The organism is Lysobacter sp. DMC97 (assembly GCF_056313745.1).
In genome coordinates, this window is sequence record NZ_JBQUZR010000006.1 from 164,857 (window position 1) to 185,758 (window position 20,902).

18 protein-coding genes and 2 pseudogenes are annotated in these 20,902 nt (G+C 71.3%); 10 read left to right on the forward strand and 10 right to left on the reverse strand.

The features are described from left to right. Window positions 1-31: 31 nt before the first annotated feature. Together ACT53Q_RS14195 and pyrE are read right to left on the reverse strand one after the other, a co-directional pair. Window positions 32-739: a hypothetical protein gene (locus ACT53Q_RS14195; RefSeq protein ID WP_476187303.1), complete on the reverse strand. Its 708-nt coding sequence runs from the start codon at window positions 737-739 to the stop codon at window positions 32-34. Further along, window positions 736-1,428 carry an orotate phosphoribosyltransferase gene (gene pyrE, locus ACT53Q_RS14200; protein ID WP_476187304.1) on the reverse strand — a complete coding sequence of 231 codons (693 nt, stop codon included), beginning with the start codon at window positions 1,426-1,428 and terminating at the stop codon, window positions 736-738. Before pyrE ends, ACT53Q_RS14195 begins: the two co-directional genes overlap by 4 nt. Before the next feature lie 206 nt (window positions 1,429-1,634). Here pyrE and ACT53Q_RS14205 point away from each other — a divergent pair. The 3 genes and pseudogenes from ACT53Q_RS14205 to ACT53Q_RS14215 all read left to right on the forward strand — a co-directional run. Next, a pseudogene (locus ACT53Q_RS14205) lies at window positions 1,635-2,429 on the forward strand (exodeoxyribonuclease III); the annotation flags it as partial. A 62-nt stretch (window positions 2,430-2,491) separates the two neighbouring features. Next, on the forward strand, window positions 2,492-3,838 hold the full coding sequence (locus ACT53Q_RS14210; protein ID WP_476187305.1) for an AmpG family muropeptide MFS transporter: 1,347 nt from the start codon (window positions 2,492-2,494) through the stop codon (window positions 3,836-3,838). 4 nt (window positions 3,839-3,842) lie between these two features. After that, window positions 3,843-4,058, forward strand: a pseudogene (locus ACT53Q_RS14215) (hypothetical protein); the annotation flags it as partial. Between the two features lie 180 nt (window positions 4,059-4,238). On the opposite strand, the gene ACT53Q_RS14220 reads toward ACT53Q_RS14215, so the two are convergent. The 3 genes from ACT53Q_RS14220 to ACT53Q_RS14230 are packed head-to-tail and all read right to left on the reverse strand — an operon-like array spanning window position 4,239 to window position 7,368. Next, entirely contained in the window at window positions 4,239-5,375 is a 1,137-nt protein-coding gene (locus tag ACT53Q_RS14220; protein ID WP_476187306.1) for an anhydro-N-acetylmuramic acid kinase, read from the reverse strand. 46 nt (window positions 5,376-5,421) lie between these two features. Further along, window positions 5,422-5,904: a hypothetical protein gene (locus tag ACT53Q_RS14225; protein ID WP_476187307.1), complete on the reverse strand. Its 483-nt coding sequence runs from the start codon at window positions 5,902-5,904 to the stop codon at window positions 5,422-5,424. A gap of 3 nt (window positions 5,905-5,907) precedes the next feature. After that, complete coding sequence (locus ACT53Q_RS14230) at window positions 5,908-7,368, reverse strand: peptidoglycan DD-metalloendopeptidase family protein (protein ID WP_476187308.1); 1,461 nt, start codon at window positions 7,366-7,368, stop codon at window positions 5,908-5,910. 239 nt (window positions 7,369-7,607) lie between these two features. Here ACT53Q_RS14230 and tyrS point away from each other — a divergent pair, with 239 nt between their 5' ends. Then, window positions 7,608-8,843 carry a tyrosine--tRNA ligase gene (tyrS, locus tag ACT53Q_RS14235; RefSeq protein WP_476187309.1) on the forward strand — a complete coding sequence of 412 codons (1,236 nt, stop codon included), beginning with the start codon at window positions 7,608-7,610 and terminating at the stop codon, window positions 8,841-8,843. 15 nt (window positions 8,844-8,858) lie between these two features. Here the strand turns inward: tyrS and ACT53Q_RS14240 are convergent, their stop codons facing one another. From ACT53Q_RS14240 to ACT53Q_RS14260, 5 genes are all read right to left on the reverse strand, one after another. Then, a complete protein-coding gene (locus ACT53Q_RS14240) occupies window positions 8,859-10,316 on the reverse strand; it encodes a hypothetical protein (protein WP_476187310.1) in 1,458 nt (485 codons plus the stop codon). Beyond that, window positions 10,309-10,803, reverse strand: a complete 495-nt coding sequence (locus ACT53Q_RS14245) for a hypothetical protein (protein WP_476187311.1) — start codon at window positions 10,801-10,803, stop codon at window positions 10,309-10,311. The genes ACT53Q_RS14240 and ACT53Q_RS14245 overlap by 8 nt, the downstream gene beginning before the upstream one ends. A gap of 102 nt (window positions 10,804-10,905) precedes the next feature. Continuing rightward, window positions 10,906-12,594 (reverse strand): XVIPCD domain-containing protein, encoded by a 1,689-nt coding sequence (locus tag ACT53Q_RS14250; RefSeq protein ID WP_476187312.1) that lies wholly within the window; start codon window positions 12,592-12,594, stop codon window positions 10,906-10,908. Further along, on the reverse strand, window positions 12,578-13,090 hold the full coding sequence (locus tag ACT53Q_RS14255; RefSeq protein WP_476187313.1) for a hypothetical protein: 513 nt from the start codon (window positions 13,088-13,090) through the stop codon (window positions 12,578-12,580). The genes ACT53Q_RS14250 and ACT53Q_RS14255 overlap by 17 nt, the downstream gene beginning before the upstream one ends. Before the next feature lie 232 nt (window positions 13,091-13,322). Further along, the gene (locus tag ACT53Q_RS14260; RefSeq protein ID WP_476187314.1) at window positions 13,323-14,795 is read right to left on the reverse strand and encodes an XVIPCD domain-containing protein; all 1,473 of its coding nucleotides are present in this window, start codon (window positions 14,793-14,795) and stop codon (window positions 13,323-13,325) included. Window positions 14,796-14,947: 152 nt separating this feature from the next. Here ACT53Q_RS14260 and ACT53Q_RS14265 point away from each other — a divergent pair, with 152 nt between their 5' ends. The 6 genes from ACT53Q_RS14265 to xerC all read left to right on the forward strand — a co-directional run bounded on the left by ACT53Q_RS14265 (window position 14,948) and on the right by xerC (window position 20,827). After that, entirely contained in the window at window positions 14,948-17,092 is a 2,145-nt protein-coding gene (locus ACT53Q_RS14265; RefSeq protein ID WP_476187315.1) for a S9 family peptidase, read from the forward strand. Window positions 17,093-17,547: 455 nt separating this feature from the next. Next, window positions 17,548-17,883, forward strand: a complete 336-nt coding sequence (gene lptM / locus ACT53Q_RS14270; protein WP_476187316.1) for an LPS translocon maturation chaperone LptM — start codon at window positions 17,548-17,550, stop codon at window positions 17,881-17,883. Window positions 17,884-17,886: 3 nt separating this feature from the next. Further along, complete coding sequence (gene dapF, locus ACT53Q_RS14275) at window positions 17,887-18,768, forward strand: diaminopimelate epimerase (RefSeq protein WP_476187317.1); 882 nt, start codon at window positions 17,887-17,889, stop codon at window positions 18,766-18,768. Between the two features lie 62 nt (window positions 18,769-18,830). Then, window positions 18,831-19,502, forward strand: coding sequence for a DUF484 family protein (locus ACT53Q_RS14280; protein ID WP_476187318.1), 672 nt, complete (start codon window positions 18,831-18,833; stop codon window positions 19,500-19,502). Window positions 19,503-19,514: 12 nt separating this feature from the next. Then, window positions 19,515-19,949, forward strand: a complete 435-nt coding sequence (locus ACT53Q_RS14285) for a hypothetical protein (protein ID WP_476187319.1) — start codon at window positions 19,515-19,517, stop codon at window positions 19,947-19,949. Further along, window positions 19,946-20,827, forward strand: a complete 882-nt coding sequence (xerC, locus tag ACT53Q_RS14290) for a tyrosine recombinase XerC (RefSeq protein WP_476187320.1) — start codon at window positions 19,946-19,948, stop codon at window positions 20,825-20,827. The genes ACT53Q_RS14285 and xerC overlap by 4 nt, the downstream gene beginning before the upstream one ends. Window positions 20,828-20,902: the final 75 nt, after the last annotated feature.

Genomic DNA, 20,902 nt, shown 5'->3' on the forward strand with positions numbered 1-20,902 from the left:
GCGAACGATGCGATCGCGGGACCGGACGGCGTCAGCCGCCCGGCGTGGTCGCCGGAACGGCCGGCGTCGCCAGCGCGGTGTCGCCGGCCTGCTGGCCCTTGAGCGTGCGGTAGCGCGACAGCGCCTGCTGCAGTTCGGCGTCGAGCGCCTTGCGCTCGGCGGTCTGGCGGATCTTCAGCGCGCGCAGCCCGAGCAGTTCGGCGTGCTGGGTGAGGATCTTCTCGCGCAGCACCTTGCCGACCGGCTTCGACTGCAGTTCCAGCTCGTTCGCCTGGCGCAGCAGGCTGATCAGGCTGCGGTGCAGGTTGGCCAGCGCCAGCTCGGAGCCCTTCAGCGATTCCTCGATCAGGTCGACCCGGTTCTGGAAGGCGCGCCGCAGGTCGTCTTCGGTCTGGTAGGACATCACCATCGCCATCTCGCGGCGCGCCTGGTCCTCGTGGGCCCTCTGCGCCGCTTCCTGGGCCGCGGCCTGCACCCGTTCCTCCGGGGTCAGCGCACGCCCGACGCGGTTCACGGTGTTGCCGGTGTGGGTGTCGAATTCGGTGCGGGCGCGGCCCGCCGCGGAGGCCGGGAAGGCGTCGCCGCAGACGTGCTTGCCGCCTTCCTCCCAGCAGTACAGCTTGGGCTTGGGCGCGTTGGCGTCCTGCGCGGGCAGGAGGGCCGGCGTGGCGAGCGCGAGCGCGAGCAGGCCCAGCGGCAGGCGTGCCGGAACCCGACGGCGATGGCGTGGCGTGGTCATGTCGTCCCCGTTCCCCCGACGGACGCATCGGTCTGCGACGTGGCGCGGCCGTACCGGGCCCGGTAGGCCTCCAGACGCGCGCGCTGGTCCTGAAGTTCGGTGCTTTCGCCGACGAATGCAAGCAGATCGTCCAGTCCTGCGACCGCGATCACGGGAATTCCCGCTTCCGCCGTCACCGCTTCCGCCGCCGACAGCCCGCCGCCGTCGGGCGCGATCTCTTGGCGATCGAGCGCAATGACGATGCCGGCCGGCACCCCGCCGGCGTCGCGGATCAGCGCCAGCGCCTCGCGGATGGCGGTGCCGGCGGTGATGACGTCGTCGACGATCAGCACCCGGCGGTCGGCCAGCGGCGCGCCGATCAGCATCCCGCCCTCGCCGTGGGCCTTGGCTTCCTTGCGGTTGAACGCCAGCGGCAGGTCGCGGCCACGGCCGGCGAAGGCGCAGGCCAGCGCGGTCGCCAGCGGGATGCCCTTGTAGGCCGGGCCGAACAGCAGGTCGAAGTCCACGCCCGCGGCGTCGACGGCGTCGGCGTAGCAGGCCGCCAGCCCGGCGAGGGCGGCGCCGGAGTCGAACCGGCCGGCGTTGAAGAAGTAGGGGCTCTCGCGGCCGGACTTGAGGGTGAAGGTGCCGAAGCGCAGCGCCTCGGCGCGCAGGGCCAGTTGCAGGAAGCGGGAGCGATGGTCGGTCACGGCGGAGGCGCGCGGCGGGACCGCACGTCGGTGGCATCGGGGCGTTCATCGTAATCCGGGCGGCACCGAAATGCCCGCCCGCCCCCCGCGCGGATGCCAACCGGGGCGCGATCGGATAGGCTGCGTGACTGGCATCACTGTCGGCGGCCGCGCACCGCGCGCTGCACGACGCCCTCGTCCGCCCCCTTCCGGACCCCTCCCGCTCCATGCGCATCATCAGCTTCAATGCGAACGGCCTGCGCTCCGCGGCCACCAAGGGCTTCTTCGACTGGTTCCGCGGGCAGGACGCCGACGTCCTCTGCGTGCAGGAAACCAAGGCCCAGGAACACCAGCTCGCCGCCCCCGAACTCCGGCCCGACGGCTACCGCGCCTTCTTCAAGGACGCGATCACCAAGAAGGGCTACAGCGGCGTGGGCATCTACGCCCGCCGCCCGCCGGACGAAGTGCGCACCTCGCTGGGCTGGGCGCCGTTCGACGACGAGGGCCGCTACATCGAGGCCCGCTTCGGCAACCTGAGCGTGGTCTCGTTCTACATCCCGTCGGGCACGTCGGGCGAGGAACGCCAGGCGTTCAAGTACGAGGTGATGCGCTGGCTGAAGCCGATCATGGACGAATGGCTGCGCAGCGGCCGCGACTATGTGCTGTGCGGCGACTGGAACATCGTCCGCGCCCGCAACGACATCAGGAACTGGACCTCGAACCAGAAGAATTCCGGCTGCCTGCCCGAGGAGCGCGCCTGGCTCAACGGACTGGTCGCCGACGCCTGCGGCGACGGCACCACGCCGCCCGCGCGCGGCTGGCTGGACAGCTATCGCGTGCTGAAGCCCGAAGGCACCGACTACACGTGGTGGTCGCAGCGCGGCGCCGCGCGCACCAACGACGTGGGCTGGCGCATCGACTACCAGTTCATCACGCCGGGCCTGCGCGAGCGGGTACAGGCCTGCGCGATCCACAAGGACCCGCGCTTCTCCGACCACGCGCCCTACGTGGTGGATTACGCCGTCGGCGATGACGCCGGCGCGATAAACGGGGCGAAATCCGGCGCGAAGAAGGCGGCTGCCCGATGAGCGCGACCGCGGCCCCGAAGCGCACCTACGGCTGGCGTGACGTGCTGCGTGCGCTCCGCCAGCGCAAGGTGCTGGCGATGCTGATGCTCGGATTCTCGTCGGGCCTGCCGCTGTACCTCGTCGGCAACACCATGGGTTACTGGATGCGCGACGGCGGCAGCGAACTGTCGGCGATCGGCTTCCTGTCGTGGGTGGGACTGGCCTACACGCTGAAGTTCCTGTGGGCGCCGGTCATCGACAAGACCGACGTCCCGGTGCTGGGCAGGCTGGGACATCGCCGCGGGTGGATCCTGGCGTCGCAAATGGTGATTGCGGCCGGCCTGGTCGGCATGGCCGTGCTGCAACCCGAGGGCGGGCTGGTGGTGTTCGGGGCGATGGCGCTGGTCGCGGCGTTCGCTTCGGCCACGCAGGACATCGTGATCGACGCGTGGCGGATCGAGATCTCGGACAGCGGCGAGGAAATGGGCCTGCTCAGTGCCGGCTCGCAGCTCGGCTACCGCACCGCGCTGCTGGTCACCGATGCGCTGATCCTGATCCTGGCCGCCCACATCGGCTGGTCGCTGTCGTACTGGGTGATGGCGCTGTTGATGGGGATCGGCGTGCTGGCCGTGTTCCTGGCGAGCGAACCGGTCGGCAAGCGCGCGGCGGCAACGGCGACGGCGACGCTGTGGACCGCGCGCGGGCTGTTCGATGCGGTGATCGGTCCCTTCGTCTCGTTCTTCCGCACCCACGGCAAATGGGCGCTGCTGATGTTGCTGGCGATCAGCCTGTACCGGTTGCCCGACTTCGTGCTCGGCCCGATGGCCAATCCCTTCTACAAGGACCTCGGGCTGACCAAGGAGATGGTCGGCGAGGTGCGCGCGACCGCAGGCCTGCTCGCGTCGCTGGTCGGCATCGCGGCGGGTGGCCTGTCCGCGGTGCGATTCGGCCTGATTCCGACGCTGCTGGCGGGGGCGATCCTCGGCCCGGGCTCCAATGTCGCGTTCGCGTGGCTGGCGCACCAGGACCCGACGATGGCCAACTTCACCATCGCGATGGTCATCGACAACGTGTCCACCGGGTTCGCGGGCACCGCGCTCGTGGCCTACATGTCCAGCCTGACCAGCGCCGGCTACACCGCGACGCAATACGCGCTGCTCAGTTCGTTCTATGCGCTGCTGGGCAAGGTGCTCAAGGGCTTCTCCGGTGTCGCCGTCGAACAGCTCGAAGCCGGGCGGACGCTGCTCGACGCCTACGCGCTGTTCTTCACCGGGACCGCGCTCGCCGGGATCCCGGCCTTGCTGCTGTGCCTGGTGCTGGTCGCCCGCAAGCCGGCGGCCGCGCCGCAGCCGGTGACCGGATGAGGCGATGACCGACCTCGTCCTCCGCGACATCGAGCCGCAGCTGGCGGTGCGCATCCGCAAGGTCGCCGAGACCAACGGCTGGACGCTGCACCAGACGATCCTGCACTTGATCGAGCGCGGCCTGTTCGCCAGCGAGGGCGGCGCGCTGCGTTTCGACAGTTCGGAGACCGACGTGATGCAGTCCGTGATCGCGGCGCTGGAGACGGTGCCGAACGATCCGGGCTTCTCGCTGATCGGCCGCACCGCGGCGCCCGTCGACGAGCCGCGGCCGGTCGCCGGGAAGCTCGACCGCGACGAGATCGAACGCTTCCTCGACAGCGTGCCGAAGGGCAACGCGCTGGGGCGCGTCGACTGACGCCATTCGGCGTCGGGTGTCAGGCGTCGGGTGCGGGCGGCAAGTTCAGGGCAGGTGGATCGCGCCCAGCACCCGCGGACCGCGTGCGCCGGTGACGCCCGGCAGGTTGCCGGGCCGTCCCAGCACCGTCTGCCGCGCCAGCCAGGCGAAGCCCAGGGCCTCGACGTGGTCGGGATCGAGCCCGTGCGCGGCCGTGGATTCGACCGTCGCGCCCGGCAGTGCGTCCGCCAGCGCGCGCATCAGCACCGGGTTGTGCACGCCGCCGCCGCAGGCGATCACGCGCGCGGCCGCGGGCAGGGTGGCGCGCAGCGCGTCGGCGACCGTGCGCACGGTGAGCGCGAGCAGCGTCGCCTGCACGTCCGCGGGTGTTTCCGTGCCGGCGCGGCGGGCGTCGACCCAGCCGAGGTGGAACTGGTCGCGGCCGGTCGATTTCGGCGGCGGCAGCGCGAACCACGCATCGTCCAGCAGCCGGTCGAGCAGCGCCGCATCAACCCGGCCGCTGGCGGCGAACGCGCCGTCGCGATCGAAGCCTTCGCCGACGTGGCGCAGGCACCACGCATCCATGAGCCCGTTCGCCGGCCCGGTGTCGAAGCCGCGCACGCCCGTGGCGTCGCCGGCCGGCAGCAGGGTGAGGTTGGCGATGCCGCCGAGGTTGAGCACCGCGCGGTCCTCGCCGGGCGAGGACAGCAGCGCGGCGTGCAGTGCCGGCAGCAGCGGCGCGCCGTGGCCGCCGGCGGCGACGTCGCGACGACGGAAGTCGGCGACGGTGCGCACGCCGGTGCGTTCGACGATCCGGCTCGCATCGCCGAGTTGCAGGGTGAAGGCGTGTGGACCGTGCGGCCGGTGGCGCAGGGTCTGCCCGTGCGAGCCGATCGCGCCGATCTCCGCGCGGTCGACGCCGCTGTCGCGGATCGCGGCCTCGGCGGCCTCGGCGAACGCCGCGCCGAGCCGGGCGTCGAGTTCGCCGATCTCGTCCAGCGTCAGCGCCGGCGCGTGCTGGCCGAGGTCGACGATGCGTTCACGCAGCGCCGGGTCCCAGGCGTAGGTGCGGCCGAACAGCGGCGCCGCGCGCGGCGGCGCGCCGTCGATGGCGTCGTGGAAGCGGGCGAGGGCGACATCGATCCCGTCGGCGCTGGTGCCGGAGATCATGCCGAGGTACAGCGCGGAAGCGGGGTCGGTCATCGCGCCATGATCGGCGATGGCGTCGCGGGCGCCAATGGCATGCGGCTCACGCCGGCAGCGGCGTCGGCGGGCAGGCGTGCATGTGCAGACCGGGACGGCCCTCGCGCCAGTAGCGCCAGAGTTCCGGCAGCAGCCTGACCGTGGCGTCGACGATGGCGTCCGCGGCGGGCGGCCGTCGGCCGAGCAGCCGCAGCGGCCAGGCGACATCGCCGCGGAACCACGCGGCGCTGGTCGGTCCGGGACGCGGCTGCAGCCGGCCGCTGTCCGGCAGCCAGCCGGCGAACACGGCGTCCGGCGCGAACTGCCGCTCGCCGATCCGCAGCCCGTCGGCCGGGCAGGTGGCGTAGTTCACGACGTAGCGCGGGCGGTCGTGGCGGTCCCACTGGACTTCCAGCAGGTGCACGACCGCGGTGGCAGGGCGATGGAAGCGCATGGTGCCGTCGGCGTCCGCCAGCGGCAGGAAATCCTCGGCGATCAGCGCCGGGACCAGCCGCGACCGCACCGCCTTGCGCAGTGCGGTCGCGGACACGGCTCAGCCCTTCTTCGGCTTCGCCGCGGGCTTGCCGGTCGCCAGCGCCGCGGCCAGCGCCTGCTGCGGCGCTTCCAGCGACTGCGGGAAGACGATGTTCTCGACCGTGCGGATCTTGGTCATCGCGCGCAGGGTCTCGTTGCGGAAGCTCGCCAGCTCGGCGCCGCGCAGCGGCTCCGGCGGCGGCATCGTGATCGACAGCGGGTTGCGGTGCACGCCGTTGATGCGGAATTCGTAGTGCAGGTGCGGGCCGGTGGCGAGGCCGGTCATGCCGACGTAGCCGATGGTCGTGCCCTGGCCCACGGCCTGGCCCTGGCGGATGTTGCCGAAGCGCGACATGTGCCCGTACAGCGTGGTGTAGCCGTGGCCGTGGTCGAGGATGACCACGCGGCCGTAGCCGTTCTGCCAGCCCATGAACTGCACGCGCGCGTCGCCGGCGGCCTGGATCGGCGTGCCGGTGCCGGCGGCGTAGTCCACGCCCTTGTGCATGCGCATGCGGCCCAGCACCGGGTGGTAGCGGTTGCCGAAGCTTGAGCTCAGCCGCGCGTACGGGATCGGCATGCGGATGAAGGCGCGCTTCAGCGGCCGGCCGTCGGAGGTGAAGTATTCCGGCTTGCCGTTGCGGTTGTGCAGGAAGGCAGTGTGCAGCTTGCCGTCGACGGTGAACGCGGCGGCGAGGATCGCGCCGGTGCGTTCCAGCTCGCCGTCCACCCACATCTGGTCGACCACGACGCTGAAGCGGTCGTCGGCATCGAGGTCGGAATCGAAGTCGATGTCGTACTTGAACATCTCGTCGGTCAGCTGGTCCAGGTGCGCCCCGGACAACCCGAGCTGGCGCGCCGAGCGGAACAGCGAGCGCCCGACCTTGCCGCTGAGCACGACCGTGCGCACGTCGACGTCGCGCTTGACCACGGTTTCCTTGATGGCCTTGCCGGTGAGGTCCAGCTGCACGCGCTGGCCGTCGGCGCGCACGAAGCGGATCGCGCGCAGCTTGCCGTTCACCGGCAGGTCGACCGACAGCTGGGTCTGCGGCGTGACCTGGCCGATCGCGGCCTTCACGCCCGGATGCGCGAGCACGCGGTCGAGGTCGGCCTTGGGAATCCCCAGGGTCGAGAACATGTGCGCCAGCGAGGCGCCGCGACGCACGGTCACGGTGTGCCAGCTGTCGCCGAAGGTGCCGGCGGCGCGGCTGAGCGACAGCGGCGGCAGCTTCAGCGAGAGCGTCTGGATCGGCGTGCTGCCCGGCGGCTGCAGCATGCTGGAGAAGCCGGGGACGAGCGTGCCCAGCAGCGCCACCGTGGTGGCGACCAGACTGACCTGCGCCCACTGGCGGCGGGTCCACCGGCCACGGAACGCGGGCTCGGCATCGGAAGCGGTGTGCCGGGCATCCTGCTCGGTAGCGAGGTGCAGGTTGCGCGAGCGGATGAGGCGGTTGCGCAACGCGCGATTCGACGGAGTCGACATCGAACGGTTTCCCCCAGACGGGACGGCCAAGGCAGTACCATAAGTTAGTCGAAAAGAGTGCGTCAAATCCTTGACTGGATTGGGTTTTTTGGGATGATGCGCTTAACCTCGATTTAACTCCGGGTTCAGCTTCGCGCCCCGGGCCGTTACAGTGCCAGCCCCGTGTCGCACCGTCGCGGACGCGTGCGGATCGCCCGGTGCCGTCCGTTTCCTCCTCCCAAGACTCTCCCCGCCGCCCCATGTCCAGCCCTGCCTTCGACCCTGCCGCCCTCGATCTCATCGCCCGCGGCGCCGACGAAATCCTCAAGCGCGAGGAGCTGGAGGCTCGCTTGGCCGCGTCCATGAAAGCGGGCGGCCGCCCGCTGCGGGTCAAGGCCGGCTTCGACCCGACGGCGCCGGACCTGCACCTCGGCCACACCGTGCTGCTGAACAAGATGCGGCAGTTCCAGGACCTCGGCCACCAGGTGATCTTCCTGATCGGCGACTTCACCGGGATGATCGGCGACCCCACCGGCAAGAACGTCACCCGCAAGCCGCTGACCCGCGAGGACGTGCTGGCGAACGCCGAGACCTACGCCGAGCAGGTGTTCAAGGTGCTCGACAAGGACCGCACGGAGGTCCGCTTCAACAGCGAGTGGTTCGGGAAGATGACCGCCGCCGACATGATCCGGCTCGCCGCGCAGCACACGGTCGCGCGCATGCTCGAACGCGACGATTTCGCCAAGCGCTACGCCGCGCAGCAGTCGATCGCGATCCACGAGTTCCTCTACCCGCTGGTGCAGGGCTACGACTCGGTGGCGCTGGAGGCCGACGTCGAACTCGGCGGCACCGACCAGAAGTTCAACCTGCTGATGGGCCGCGGCCTGCAGGAAGCGCACGGCCAGAAGCCGCAGATCGTGCTGACCATGCCGCTGCTGGAAGGCCTGGACGGCGTGAACAAGATGTCGAAGTCGCTGGGCAACTACATCGGCATCGCCGAGCCGGCGATCGACATCGTCAACAAGACCATGAAGATCGGCGACGACCTGATGTGGCGCTGGATCGATCTGCTCAGCTTCGAGATCGGCATCGCCGAGGCGACGCGGCTGAAGGCGGACGTCGCCGGCGGCGCGCTGAATCCGCGCGACGTGAAGCTGCGCCTCGCGCGCGAACTGGCCGCGCGCTTCCACGATGCGGCCGCCGCCGAGACCGCCATCGCCGGCTGGCATGCCGCGGTGACCGGGCAGGGCGACACCTCGCTGCTGCCGCTGCACGAGGTGCGGATTCCTGCGGAAGGCCTGCGCATCGCCGCGCTGCTGACCGCCGCCGGCCTCACGCCCAGCAATTCCGAAGCCAACCGCAAGCTCAAGGAGCGCGCGGTGAAGATCGACGGCGCCGTGGTCGAGGACCCGGCGACGACGCTCGTGCCGGGCTTCGAGGGCGTGCTGCAGATCGGCAAGCAGAACTTCAAGCGCGTGCGGCTGGTCGCGGCCTGAGGCCGCGACGCCGCATCACATCACGACGCAGCCGCTGCCGCCGCCCTCCTGCTTCGGCTTGGGCGGCTGCTGTTGCTGCAGCCTGTCCAGGTGCCGGTCCAGCAGCATCGGCGCCAGCGCCTCGCCGAGCATGCGCATGTGCTCGGGGCCGGTGGCGGTGTTCGCCTTCGCCGGATCGAGCGCCGCCAGGCGCGCGCTGGCGTTCGTCGGATCGGCCTTGTCGGAGATGATCAGGCCGCCCTTGTCGGAGGGCACCACGCAGCCGATCGCGGTCATGCCCTTCTCGCCCGCCACCCGCGCGGTGTAGGCGCACAACTGGTCGAAGGCGGGCGTGCCCTTGTGCACGCCCAGCCGGCCTTCGTCGATGCCTTCCAGCGCGGTCGTGGCCTGTTCCAGCATCCGGCGTTCAGCCAGGCCCTGCGCGCCGGTGACGGCGTTCGCGAACCCGTTGGGACGCAGCAGCGGCAGGAACGTCTTGTCGAAGTCGCCGCCGCTGGGGATCCGCGGGTCCATCGGCGTCCTCATCAGGCCGCGGTTGACCTCGAAGCCCAGGTTGTCGAAATCGACGACGTAGTGCGGCCGGTAGTTCTTGTCGGTGGGGTCGGGCACCCGTTCCGACTTGTGCGCCAGCTCCAGGCCTTCGAGCAGGGTCTTGTGCGGGTAGTTGAGCGCGCCGTTGGGGCCGAGGCTGGAGGGCAGCCGGTCGGCGAAGTAGACCTTCATCGCCTCGATGTTGTCGCGGCCCGGCGCGGTTCCGGTGTCCAGCGAGAGGCGCCCGTCGTCGCCGCGGGTCAGGCCGGGCTTGAGGGCGACGGTGCGGTCCGGCGCCTCGCCGCGCACGACCATGAAGTCGCGCATGGCCTCCGGGAACGCGGCGTACAGGTCGGCGGCCGTGGGCGGCACCGCGCGCCGTGCCAGCGGATCCTCGATCGCGAGGTTGGTGCGGGTGTGGTCGGCGGCCAGGCGCGAGGTCAGCGCGTTGAAGCCGGAGATGTGCGCCTCGGATTCGTTGCGGCGCTCGTCGGCGATGTAGTCGCGGATCAGCCCGGTGTAGTCGCGCGGCCCGGGCGGCGCCTTCGGGTCGAACAGCATCTGCTTCACGCCGGGGATGAACACCTTGTCGACGTGGTCGCCGTTGATGGCGCGATCGACCGCGTGGCCGGTCTCGTGGCCCAGCACGAAGGTGGCGCGGTACGGATCGTCGAGCAGCGCGGTCGGGAACGCGATCGCCTTCGAGTGGGCGTCGTAGGCCGCCTGCGCCCCGCGCGGGTCGCCCTGGACGAAGCCGGTGAACGCGCCCTTGTCGATCGCGAACAGCAGGCCGTCCTTGAACGTCGGCGCGCCGTCGATGACCGCACGCAGGCGTTCGCGGGTCGGACCGTCGTCGGAGTACTTTGCGATCATCGGGGTCAGCAGGTCGCGATCGATCTCCTCGCGGCGCTCCTGCGACAGTGCGGGTCCGGGCTCAGGCATGACGCACCTCCGCGATCAGGCTTTCCACGCACAGGTGGTCCGGATGCGCCGCGCTCTCGGCGCGCACCCGGACCCGGATCGACACCGGCCCGCGCAGGAAATCGTGGCCGTACAGCATGTCGCGGCCGCCGGTGGCGGGGCGGTGGACGTAGCCGGCCGCCTCCATCGCCGCGGCGCAGGCGTCGAAATCGAGGCCGGCGACCGCCGACAGATCGTCGTAGGCGTCGGTCTGGTCGTCGAACGCGAATTCCAGCCGCAGCGGCGCGTCGGGCGCCGGCCGCGGCAGGATCATGACGTTGCAGATCCAGCGCGCATCGAGCGTCCGCCCGAAACCGTAGACCTGCGGATCGGTGCGGCTGTGGCGCACCGGCTGGCCGAAGACCTGTTCGAGGCGCGCCGGCGACAGGTCGTCGGGCGCGTGCAGGTCCTCGACCAGGCGCAGGGCGCGCTGGCCGAGGTCGCGGCTGAGGGTGAGGGTGTCGTCCATGGAATCCTCCGCGGGGTGTTCCGGATGGGGCCGGGGTCCGGGACGGCGGCGCCCGCCGTCCCGGCATCGGGCTTGCAGGCCATGTTGTTGCAGGCCATGGGCTTACAGGCCATGCCCCTTCGGCGCGTGCTGCGGCGTGTCGGTCGCCACGCCGGGCGATGGCGACGCCTGCGCCTGCAGGGACTGCAGCGTCTGTTCGGCCGGCTGGCGGACCGCCTGCGCGATCTCCACCGCCGCGTGCCGGGCATCGGGCGAGGCCGGATCCTGGCCCTGCACCGCGATCAGGCGTTCGCCGTCGACGCTCTTCACCACGTGGTCGATGGCGGTCAGCCCGTCTTTCTGCGCCGCGGCGGCGAGCGTGGCGGCGGCGTTCCCGAACGCCGTGCCATCGGCCAGTCCGCCGTTCGGGCCGAGCTTCTCCATCGCCTGTCGTGCCTGCAGCAGCAGCGCCGGTTCCGGTGCGGAGGCGGCGCCGGGATCGGGCGGGGCGTCGATCGCCACGCGGCGATTGAGCGCGCGATTGGCTTCCGGCGTCGGCACCACCGCGGTCCGCAGCGGGTCCACGGCCTCGCGGATGCCCTGCAGCTCCTGGTTGCTCATCGGCATGCCCGACTGCTGGCGGGTGGCGAAGGCGTGCATCGTGTCGGTCACCTCCACGACGCCGTTGCCCGGGAATTTCAGCACCGCGGGGCTGGCGCCGAGCGCGGCGAAATCGATGCTGTAGGCGTGGTGCAGCGGCGCGTAGCCCGGCGCCAGCTGGCCGTCGATGCCGGTGGCCGCCGTCGCCGCCAGCGTGGCGTGGTGGTCGACGTAGGTCCGCTCCGCGGCGTGGATCTCCTGCCAGGCGCCGTGGATGGCCTGGTTGCGGTAGTCCATCAGGCCGTTGTCGCCGAACGTGCCGGGGAACTTGTCCGCGTAGTACACCTTCATGCGATCGATGTTGCCGTCGGACAGCGCCATCGAGCCGTCGGCCTCGCGGGCGAGCCCGGGCTTCAGCGCGTAGTCCTTGAAGATCAGGCCGCTGACGTTGATGAAGTCCGACATCCGGCCGGGCTCGGTCTGGTACAGCTCCTTCAGCGTCGGCGCGCGGTCGAGGTGGCGTTCGTGGCGGACGTACGACGCCAGCGCGTTGAAGCCGCCGATGTGCGCCTGCGCTTCCTCGCGGCGGGTGCCTTCCACCACGTCGCGGACCACGTCGGTGTAGTCGCGCGGCGCGGCCAGGCTGGCCAGCGGGGCGGCGAGGTCGGCGCGCTGCGCGATCGCCGCGGTGAGGGCGGTCTGGTAGGGCGCCGCCTGGCCCTGCAGGCTCAGCGCATGCTGGGTTTCGTGGCCGAGCACGAACACCAGGTTCGATTCCGTGCGGAACGAGCTGGCGTTGAGGTTCATCGAACGATCGCCGGGGCTGTACGACCCGCCGGCGCCGTCGGGCGCATCGCCGAAGGTGAAGCGGTCGAGGGCTCCGTCGGCGATGGCCCGCTGCAGCATCGTCTTCAGGACGGGCGAGGCCTCGATCGCGTGTTCCAGTCGCTCGCGGCTGTGCCGCGCGTCCGCCGGCTGGCGCCCCTCGTAGTCGTCCAGCAGGTCGGTCAGCGTGGGTCTCGGCGGCGGCGCCGGGACCTCCGGCTCGACGGCGACGGGCTCGATGGCGACGGGCGGTACGTCCGGAACCAGCGGCGGCGCGGGGTCCACCACCGCCACCGGGTCGTGCGGCGGGTCGTGCGGCAGGTCTTGCGGCAGCTCCTGCGGCGCTTGCGGCTCCGTGCCGCCGTTCTCGTCAGACGACCGCTGCATGGCGCGCCTCCGTGTCGATGACGAGCATGCTCACGCACAGCCGGTCGGGCTCGGCGGGCGTCACCGCGCGCACGATCGCTTCCACGCTCACGTCGCCGCGTTCGAACCACACGCCGTAGAACGCGCTGCGCGGCCCGAGATGCGGCCGCGACGTGTAGCCGGCCGCGGTCAGCGCATCGGTCCAGGCGCCGAGGTCCAGCGCGCAGACGTCGGACAGGTCGTCGTAGCGGCCGGTCTGGTCGTCGCACGAGAACACGATCCGCGTCGGCGCGCCGCCCTGCGGGTTCGGCACGGTGACGAGATTGAGGATCCAGCGCGGATCGAGCACCTCGCCGATGCCGTAGGTGCCGGGATCGTCCGGGTCGGTGACGACCGGTTCGCCCAGCGTGGCCTGCAGCCGGTCCGGGGCGAGATCGCCGGGGCCGCGCAGGGTTTCGAGCAGATGCAGCACGCGTCGGCCGAAGGCCTCGCTGCGCTGCCGGGATTGCGTGGTCATCCTTGTCTCCTTCAGGGGGCGTGGTGCCGTCGGTCGGGCATCACCCGGTGGTCGCCGCCGTGCGTGCAGGCGTGGTCACGAATGCCGGATGCGCGATGGCGCGTCGGCCGGGGGCGTGTTCGCGGGGAGGGGCAGGGGAGGCGTCCATGCGATGTCCTTGTCGGCGAGGCTGCCGCACGTCATGCGGCGGTTCCGGCGGCGCCGGGTCAGCGGGCATGATCCGTGGGCGCGATCAGCGGGCGTGCGGCGCGATTGCGCGATCCTGCACCTGGGGCGGGGCGATGTCATGTGCCGGTGGCGGCATCGCGTCGAGCCGGGCCAGGCTCTGCGCGGCGGGCGGCAGGCCGTCGAGCTCGACCCGCGCCAGCTGCGTCTGCGGCGCCGCAGGATCGCGGCCCTGGGCGAGGATCAGGCCGCCGCCGTCGCGCGAGGCCAGCACGTGGTCGATCCGGGTCATGCCCAGCTCCGCCGCCTTCAGCGCCATCGCCGCGGCCGCGGCGTCCCGCGCCGGGTCGTCGGCCAGCCCCGGCACCGGGCCGAGGCGCGCCAGACCCTCGCGGGCGTCGCGCAGCAGCGCCGGGTCGTCCGGCACGATCTTCTGCAAGTCGAGCCGCTGCAGCGCTTCCCGCGTCGGCACGAGGCACTCCGGATGGTCGTGCCGGAAGGCGTCCGGCGCCGGCTCGCGATCGCTGACGGTGATCATCCCGTCGGACGGATAGCGGAACACCGCGCGGTTGATGCCGAGCGCAGCGAAGTCCACGTGGTATTGCCCGATCGATTCGAACTTGTGTGGCCCCTCGGCCGGCTTCGGCTGGTCGGTCACGGGGATCATGGCGACATCGCCCTGTCCCGGCCGCTCGGACAGCCGCGCCGCACCGTCCGCCGGCATGTGCGACATCCAGGGCACGTCGCCGCCGCGCAGCCGCTGCTGTTCGCCGGCATGGATGGCGTCCAGGCTCTGGAGCAGCGTGTTGTGGCGATAGTCCAGGACGTGGGTGGGGCCCAGCGTCGCCGGCAGCTTGTCGGCGTACACCACCTTCAGCCGGTCGATGTTCTCCGCGGTGAACGCCACCGTGCCGTCCGCATTGCGCTGGTAGGGGATCAGCCCCGGCGCGCCGTCGTGCGCGGGATCCGGCGCGACGAAACTGCGGGACATCGCCGGCATCGCGCGGGCCAGGTCCTCGGCGCCGGTCGACCAGCCGGCCTGCTGCATGGCCGAGACCACCGCGTTGTAACCGCCGATCTCCGCGCGGGCTTCCGCGGTGCGGCTGTTCTCGATCCGGTCGCGGATCGGGGCGGTGTAGTCGTGCGGTTCCCGTCCGGAGGCGGCGATCTCGCGGATCGCGGGGAAGAACGTCTCCTCCAGATAGGGCTTGCGGTCGAGCGCGTGCTGCGTCTCGTGGCCCAGCACGAACACCAGGTCCATCGGCGAGCCGCGATCGGGCGATGGTACCGACATCAGGCCCGTCTCCAGGTTGTAGGAGGCCACCGCGCCGGACATCGTCTGCTTCGCGAAGCCGGTGAGATTGTCGGCCTCGATGGCCTGCAGCATGTCGCGGCGCAGCGCCGGCGAGGCTTCGATCGCATTGCGCAGGTAGCCATCGGCCTCGTCGGCCGGTGTGCCGTCGGCCTTCGGCATGCGTTCGTACGCGGCCAGCATCTGCTCCAGCCGCGCTTCGGCGTCGGTCCTGCCTGCGCTCGCCATGCGTTCTCCCCCGTGTCCGTGTGGCGGCAGCCGCGACCCTCCGCGGGGCGGCTGCTATCCTCCCCCAACGCGATCGCCGCGGCGTCGCGGCCACGCCCCTCCTGTCCGGCGACGCCCTGTCGGGCCTTGCCCGCCGCCCCTGGCGCCCCCCCATGAAGACCCTCCACGCCTTCCTCCTGCTCATGACCCTGTCCGTGTCCACGCCTGCCGCCGATCTGCCCGCACCGCCCGATGCCGCGAAGCATCCCCACCAGGTCAGGGCGCCGCACGGCGCGGTCCGCGAGGACGACTACTACTGGCTGCGCGACGACAAGCGCAAGGACAAGGCGGTGCTGGGCTATCTCAAAGCCGAGAACGCCTACGCCGACCGGGTGATGGCGCCGCTGAAGCCGCTGGAGGACGCGCTGTACGGCGAGATCGTCGGACGGATCCAGCAGGACGACGACTCGGTGCCGTACCGCGAGCGTGGCTGGTGGTACTACAGCCGCTTCACCAGCGGCCAGGACTATCCGGTCTACCTGCGCGCGAAGGCCGCCGCCGACGGCAGCCGCGGCCCCGACGAACAGGTGCTGCTCGACGTCAACGCGATGGCGAAGGGCAAGGACTACTTCAGCGTCGGCGACTGGGAGATCAGCCAGGACAACCGCCTGCTGGCCTGGGCCGAGGACACCAGCGGCCGTCGCCAGTACACGATCCGCTTCAAGGATCTCGACACCGGCGAGATCTTCGCCGACGCCATCCACGGCGTGTCGCCCGACGTGGTCTGGGCCGACGACAATCGCACGCTGTTCTACATCGAGAACGACCCCGAGACGCTGCTCACCGTGCGCGTGAAGAAGCACGTGCTGGGCACGCCGGCGAAGGACGACCCGGTCGTCTACGAAGAACACGACGACAGCTTCTACATCGGCATCGGCCGCACCCGCGACGACGCCTACCTGTGCATCGGCGTGGAGAGCACCGTCTCCAGCGAAGTGCGCTGCGCGCCGGCGTCGAACCCCGAGACCTTCGTCGTGCTGGCGCCGCGCGAGCGCGACGTGGAATACGACGCCGACCACTTCGACGGCCGCTGGGTGATCCACACCAACGCACCCGACGCGCAGGGCCGGCCCGCGCCGAACTACAAGCTGATGACCGCGCCCGACGGCACGACCTCGCGCGCTGCGTGGCAGGAATGGGTGCCGCACCGCGACGACGTGTTCATCGACGGCTACGAGCTGTTCGACGGCTTCACCGCGATCGAGGAGCGTTCCGACGGCCTGCAGCGCATCCGCCTGCTGCGCGTCGACGGCGAGGAGTTCGTGAAGGCCGACGAGCCGGCGTACGCGATGGAACTGGAGACCAACGCCGAGCCGGACACCGAGTGGCTGCGCTACGGCTACACCTCGATGACCACGCCGGACACCACGTACGAACTGAACGTGCGCACCGGCGAGCGCCGCCTGCTCAAGCGCCAGCCGGTGATCGGCTACGACCCGGCGCAGTACGTCACCGAGCGCGTGTGGGCCCCGGCCCGTGACGGCACGAAGATCCCGGTGTCGCTGGTCTACCGCAAGGGCTTCAAGCGCGACGGCACCGCCGCGCTGCTGCAGTACGCCTACGGCAGCTACGGCCTGACCAGCGACCCCGAGTTCAGCCTCACCGCGGTCAGCCTGCTCGATCGCAGCATGGTCTACGCCATCGCCCACATCCGCGGCGGCCAGGAAATGGGCCGCCAGTGGTACGACGACGGCAAGCTGATGCACAAGATGAACACCTTCACCGACTTCATCGACGTCACCGACTACCTGGTGCGCGAAGGCTACGCGGCGAAGGACCGCGTCGCCGGCTACGGCGGCAGCGCCGGCGGCCTGCTGATGGGCGCGGTATCGAACCTCGCGCCGGAGAAGTACCGCGTGATCCTGTCGCAGGTGCCGTTCGTCGACGTGGTCACCACGATGCTCGACCCGACGATCCCGCTGACCACCAACGAATACGACGAGTGGGGCAATCCGGAGGAGAAGGCGGCCTACGACTACATGCTGACCTACTCGCCGTACGACAACCTGCGCGCGCAGGCCTACCCGGCGATGTTCGTCGGCACCGGGCTGTGGGACTCGCAGGTGCAGTACTGGGAGCCGGCGAAGTACGTCGCCCGCCTGCGCGACCTGAACACGTCCGATCGCCCGGTGGTGTTCCGCACCAACATGGACGCCGGCCACGGCGGCAAGTCCGGCCGCTTCCGCCGCTACCGCGAGCAGGCGCAGATGTACGCGTTCCTGCTGGACCAGCTGGGCGCGACCGCGCGCGTCGAGTGACGTCGAGCCGCATGATCGAGTGACCACGTGTCAGCCCGGCGGGTGCCGGGATCCCGCTCGTGAATCTTTGCCGCTGCTCCCTTGTTTCGCTCGCTGCCGCGAGCGAGTGACTTTTCTTTGCTTGTGCACTGCGCCGCTTGCGGCGCGAACGGCGAAGCCGGCCCGGAGGGCGAGCGCCGCAGGCGCGAGTCAAGAAAAGGTCACCAAAAGAAAGCATTCCCGGCCCATGCGCGCAGCGCATGGGCGCTCAGCCGCCCGCGCGCCAATGGCGCGCAAGCGGGCGCCTTCGCCCCCGTCGGTCGCGCCCGACGCTGCGCGTCGGGTGCACGGGCTTCGCGGGGTTTTTCGACAGCACATCCTTGTGCCGGTCGAAAAACGCGCGGCCTCCTGCCGCGCGCCCTTCGGGCCTGATCCGCGAAGCCCGTCGCGACCAGGGGCCCCGGCAGGTCAAAACCATGGCCTTCTCCAAGCGTATCGAAGCGCTGAAGAATGCCGAGGTCCAAGAGAAATCGATGGCTCTTCCCAAGGCCGGGCGCATTCCGTCCGGCCGGCGCGGCGGCTACACTGCGCCCATGAACCGACGCCTCGTTTCCGCTTCCGTCCTCCTCGCGCTCGCGCTGTCGCTGTCGGGCTGCGGCAACAAGGGGCCGCTGGTGCTGCCCGATGCGCCCGCGCAGGAGACCGCGCCGGCCGCCGAGGCCGCGCCCGCCGACGCCGTACCGACCGACACCGCGCCCGCCGACGCGACCCCTGCCGCCACCGACGGCGACGCCAAGCCGCCCCGGCGCTGAGCCATGTCCGGGCCCGGCGTGCCCCTGCGCTTCACCAAGATGCACGGCGCCGGCAACGACTTCGTCGTGCTGGACCTGCGGCCGCACGCCGGCCATCCCGCGCCGGTCGCGCCCGACGCCGCGCTCTGCCGCGCGCTGGCCGATCGCCATGTCGGCGTCGGCTGCGACCAGATCCTGACCATCGAACCGCCGCGCACGCCCGGCGCCGCCGCGGCCTACGGCATCCGCAACGCCGACGGCTCGACCGCCGGCCAGTGCGGCAACGGCGCGCGCTGCGTCGCCGCGTGGGTGCTGCGCGACAGCGTGCAGGTCGATCCCGAGCGCTGCCTCGTCGACCATTTCATGCTCGACAGCCCCGCCGGCGCGCATCCGGTCGACGTGCTCGACCTGCACCACTACCGCATCGGCATGGGCCGGCCCGAGTTCGCGCCGGCACGCGTGCCGCTGCTGGGCTTCGATGACGCGCGCGACGCGTATCCGCTGGTGTTCGGCGGCGAGACCGTCGAACTCGGCGCGGTGTCGATGGGCAATCCGCACGCCGTGATCGAGGTCGACGACGTCGACGCCGCGCCGGTCGCGACCTTCGGCCCCGCGGTGCAGGCGCATGCGGCGTTTCCCGATTCGGTCAACGTCGGCTTCGCGCAGGTGGTCGCGCGCGATCGCATCCGCCTGCGCGTGTACGAGCGCGGCGTGGGCGAGACGCTCGCCTGCGGCAGCGGCGCCTGCGCGGCGGCGGCGGTGCTGATGCGGCGCGGCCGGGTCGATCGCGAGATCGCGGTCGAGCTGCCCGGCGGCACGCTGCGCATCGCGTGGCCCGACGCCGCCGCGCCGATGGCGATGTCCGGCCCCGCGACGTTCGTGTTCGAGGGCGAGTGGCGGGCATGAGCGGCACGCACGACGACGCACACGAACACCAGCCACACGAACATCAGGCACCGGAGCCGGGCATGTACGACAAAGAGAAGATCGGCGCGCACGAGATCGCGGCCTGGCTGCGGCGTCATCCGAATTTCCTGCAGCAGTTCCCCGACCTCGCGCTCACCCTCGTGGTGCCGCGCGAGCAGGGCCCGGCGGCATCGCTGGCCAGCTACCAGCTGGAAATCCTGCGCGACAAGAACCGCGAGTTGTCGCGGCGGCTGCACGAGCTGTTCGCCAACGCGCAGGAGAACGAACGCCTCGCCGTGCGCACGCACCAGCTGACGCTCGCGCTGATGAAGCAGCACACCGCCGCCGACACCGCGCGGGCGATGGCCGCGAGCCTGGCCGAGGATTTCAACGGCGATCTGGTGCGGATCGTGCTGCATGCGCCCGTGGCCGGGCTGGACGACGCCGAATGGCTGCGCACGCTCGCGGCCGATGATCTGCGGCTGGCGCCGTTCCGCGACTGCCTGAAGGACGGCGAGCCGATCTGCGGCCGCCTGCAGCCGGAAAAGAACGCCGTGCTGTACGCCGATCGCGCCGAGGACGTGCAGTCCAGCGCGCTGCTGCCGCTGCCGGGGCTGGGCCTGATCGCGGTCGGCAGCCGCGACCCCAATCGCTTCTTCCCGGGCATGGGCACGCTGTTCCTGCGGATGATGGGCGACGCCTTCGCCGCCGCGATGGGTCGGTTCGCGGCCTGACGGTCGCCGGCGATGGGCCACGACCCGGTCAACCTCGCGCTCGTCGTCGCGGCCGCGCTGAGCGCGCTGGCGGCGCTGCTGCACGTCGGCTGCATCGTCTTCGGCGCACCGTGGTATCGCTTCTTCGGCGCCGGCGAGCAGATGGCGAAGATGGCCGAACGCGGCGAATGGCGGCCGACGCTGGTCACGAGCGTGATCGTGCTGGTGCTGTCCGCGTGGGCGGCGTACGCGCTGTCCGGCGCCGGCGTGCTGCCGCGCTTCCCGCTGCTGCGGCCCGCGCTGTGCGCCATCGCCGGCGTCTACACGCTGCGCGGCGTGGCCGGGCTGGTCGTGGCGGCGTCGGGGCGCGTGGCCAATCGTCGCTTCTGGGTGTGGAGTTCGCTGATCTGCCTCGTGTTCGGGCTCACCCACGCGGTCGGCCTGGTCCAGCGCTGGGCGCAGCTGTGAGCACCGCACCCGCGGAATTCCTGTCGCACCTGCAGGTCGAGCGGCGCATGTCCGCGCACACGCTCGATGCCTACCGCCGCGATCTCGATGCCCTGTCGGCATGGGCGACGGAGCAGGGCATTGCCGATCTCGCCGCGGTGCACACCGAGCAGTTGCGCGCGTTCGTCGCCGCCGAGCATCGCCGCGGGCTGTCGCCGAAGAGCCTGCAGCGCCGGCTGTCGGCCTGCCGCAGTTTCTACGCGTGGCTGCTGAAGCACGGCCGCATCGCCGCCAGCCCCGCGGCCGCGCTGCGCGCGCCCAAGGCGCCGCGCAAGCTGCCGCAGGTGCTGGACGTGGACGAAGCCGTGCATCTCGTCGAACTGCCGACCGACGCGCCGCTGGGCCTGCGCGACCGCGCGATGCTCGAACTGTTCTACAGCTCCGGCCTGCGCCTGAGCGAACTGTGTGCGCTGCGCTGGCGCGACCTCGCGCTGGCCGACGGCCTGGTCACCGTGCTCGGCAAGGGCAGCAAGCAGCGCACGGTGCCGGTGGGCTCGCATGCCGTGAAGGCGCTGGACGACTGGCGCCGCGACTCCGGCGGCCAGCCCGACGGCGCGGTGTTCCCTGGTCGCGGCGGTGGCCCGATCACGCCGCGCGCGGTGCAGATCCGCCTGCGCGCGCTCGCCCAGCGCCAGGGCCTGTTCAAGCGCGTGCACCCGCACCTGCTGCGGCATTCGTTTGCCAGCCACGTGCTGGAATCCTCCGGCGACCTGCGCGGCGTGCAGGAACTGCTCGGCCACGCCGACATCGCCACGACGCAGATCTACACGCACCTCGACTACCAGCATCTCGCGAAGGTTTACGACGGTGCGCATCCGCGGGCGAAGCGGAAATCCTGACCTGTCCCGGTAGAGCGGCCTTCAGGCCGCTGCATTTCACGATGCATTCCCGAAAGCAGCGGCCTGAAGGCCGCT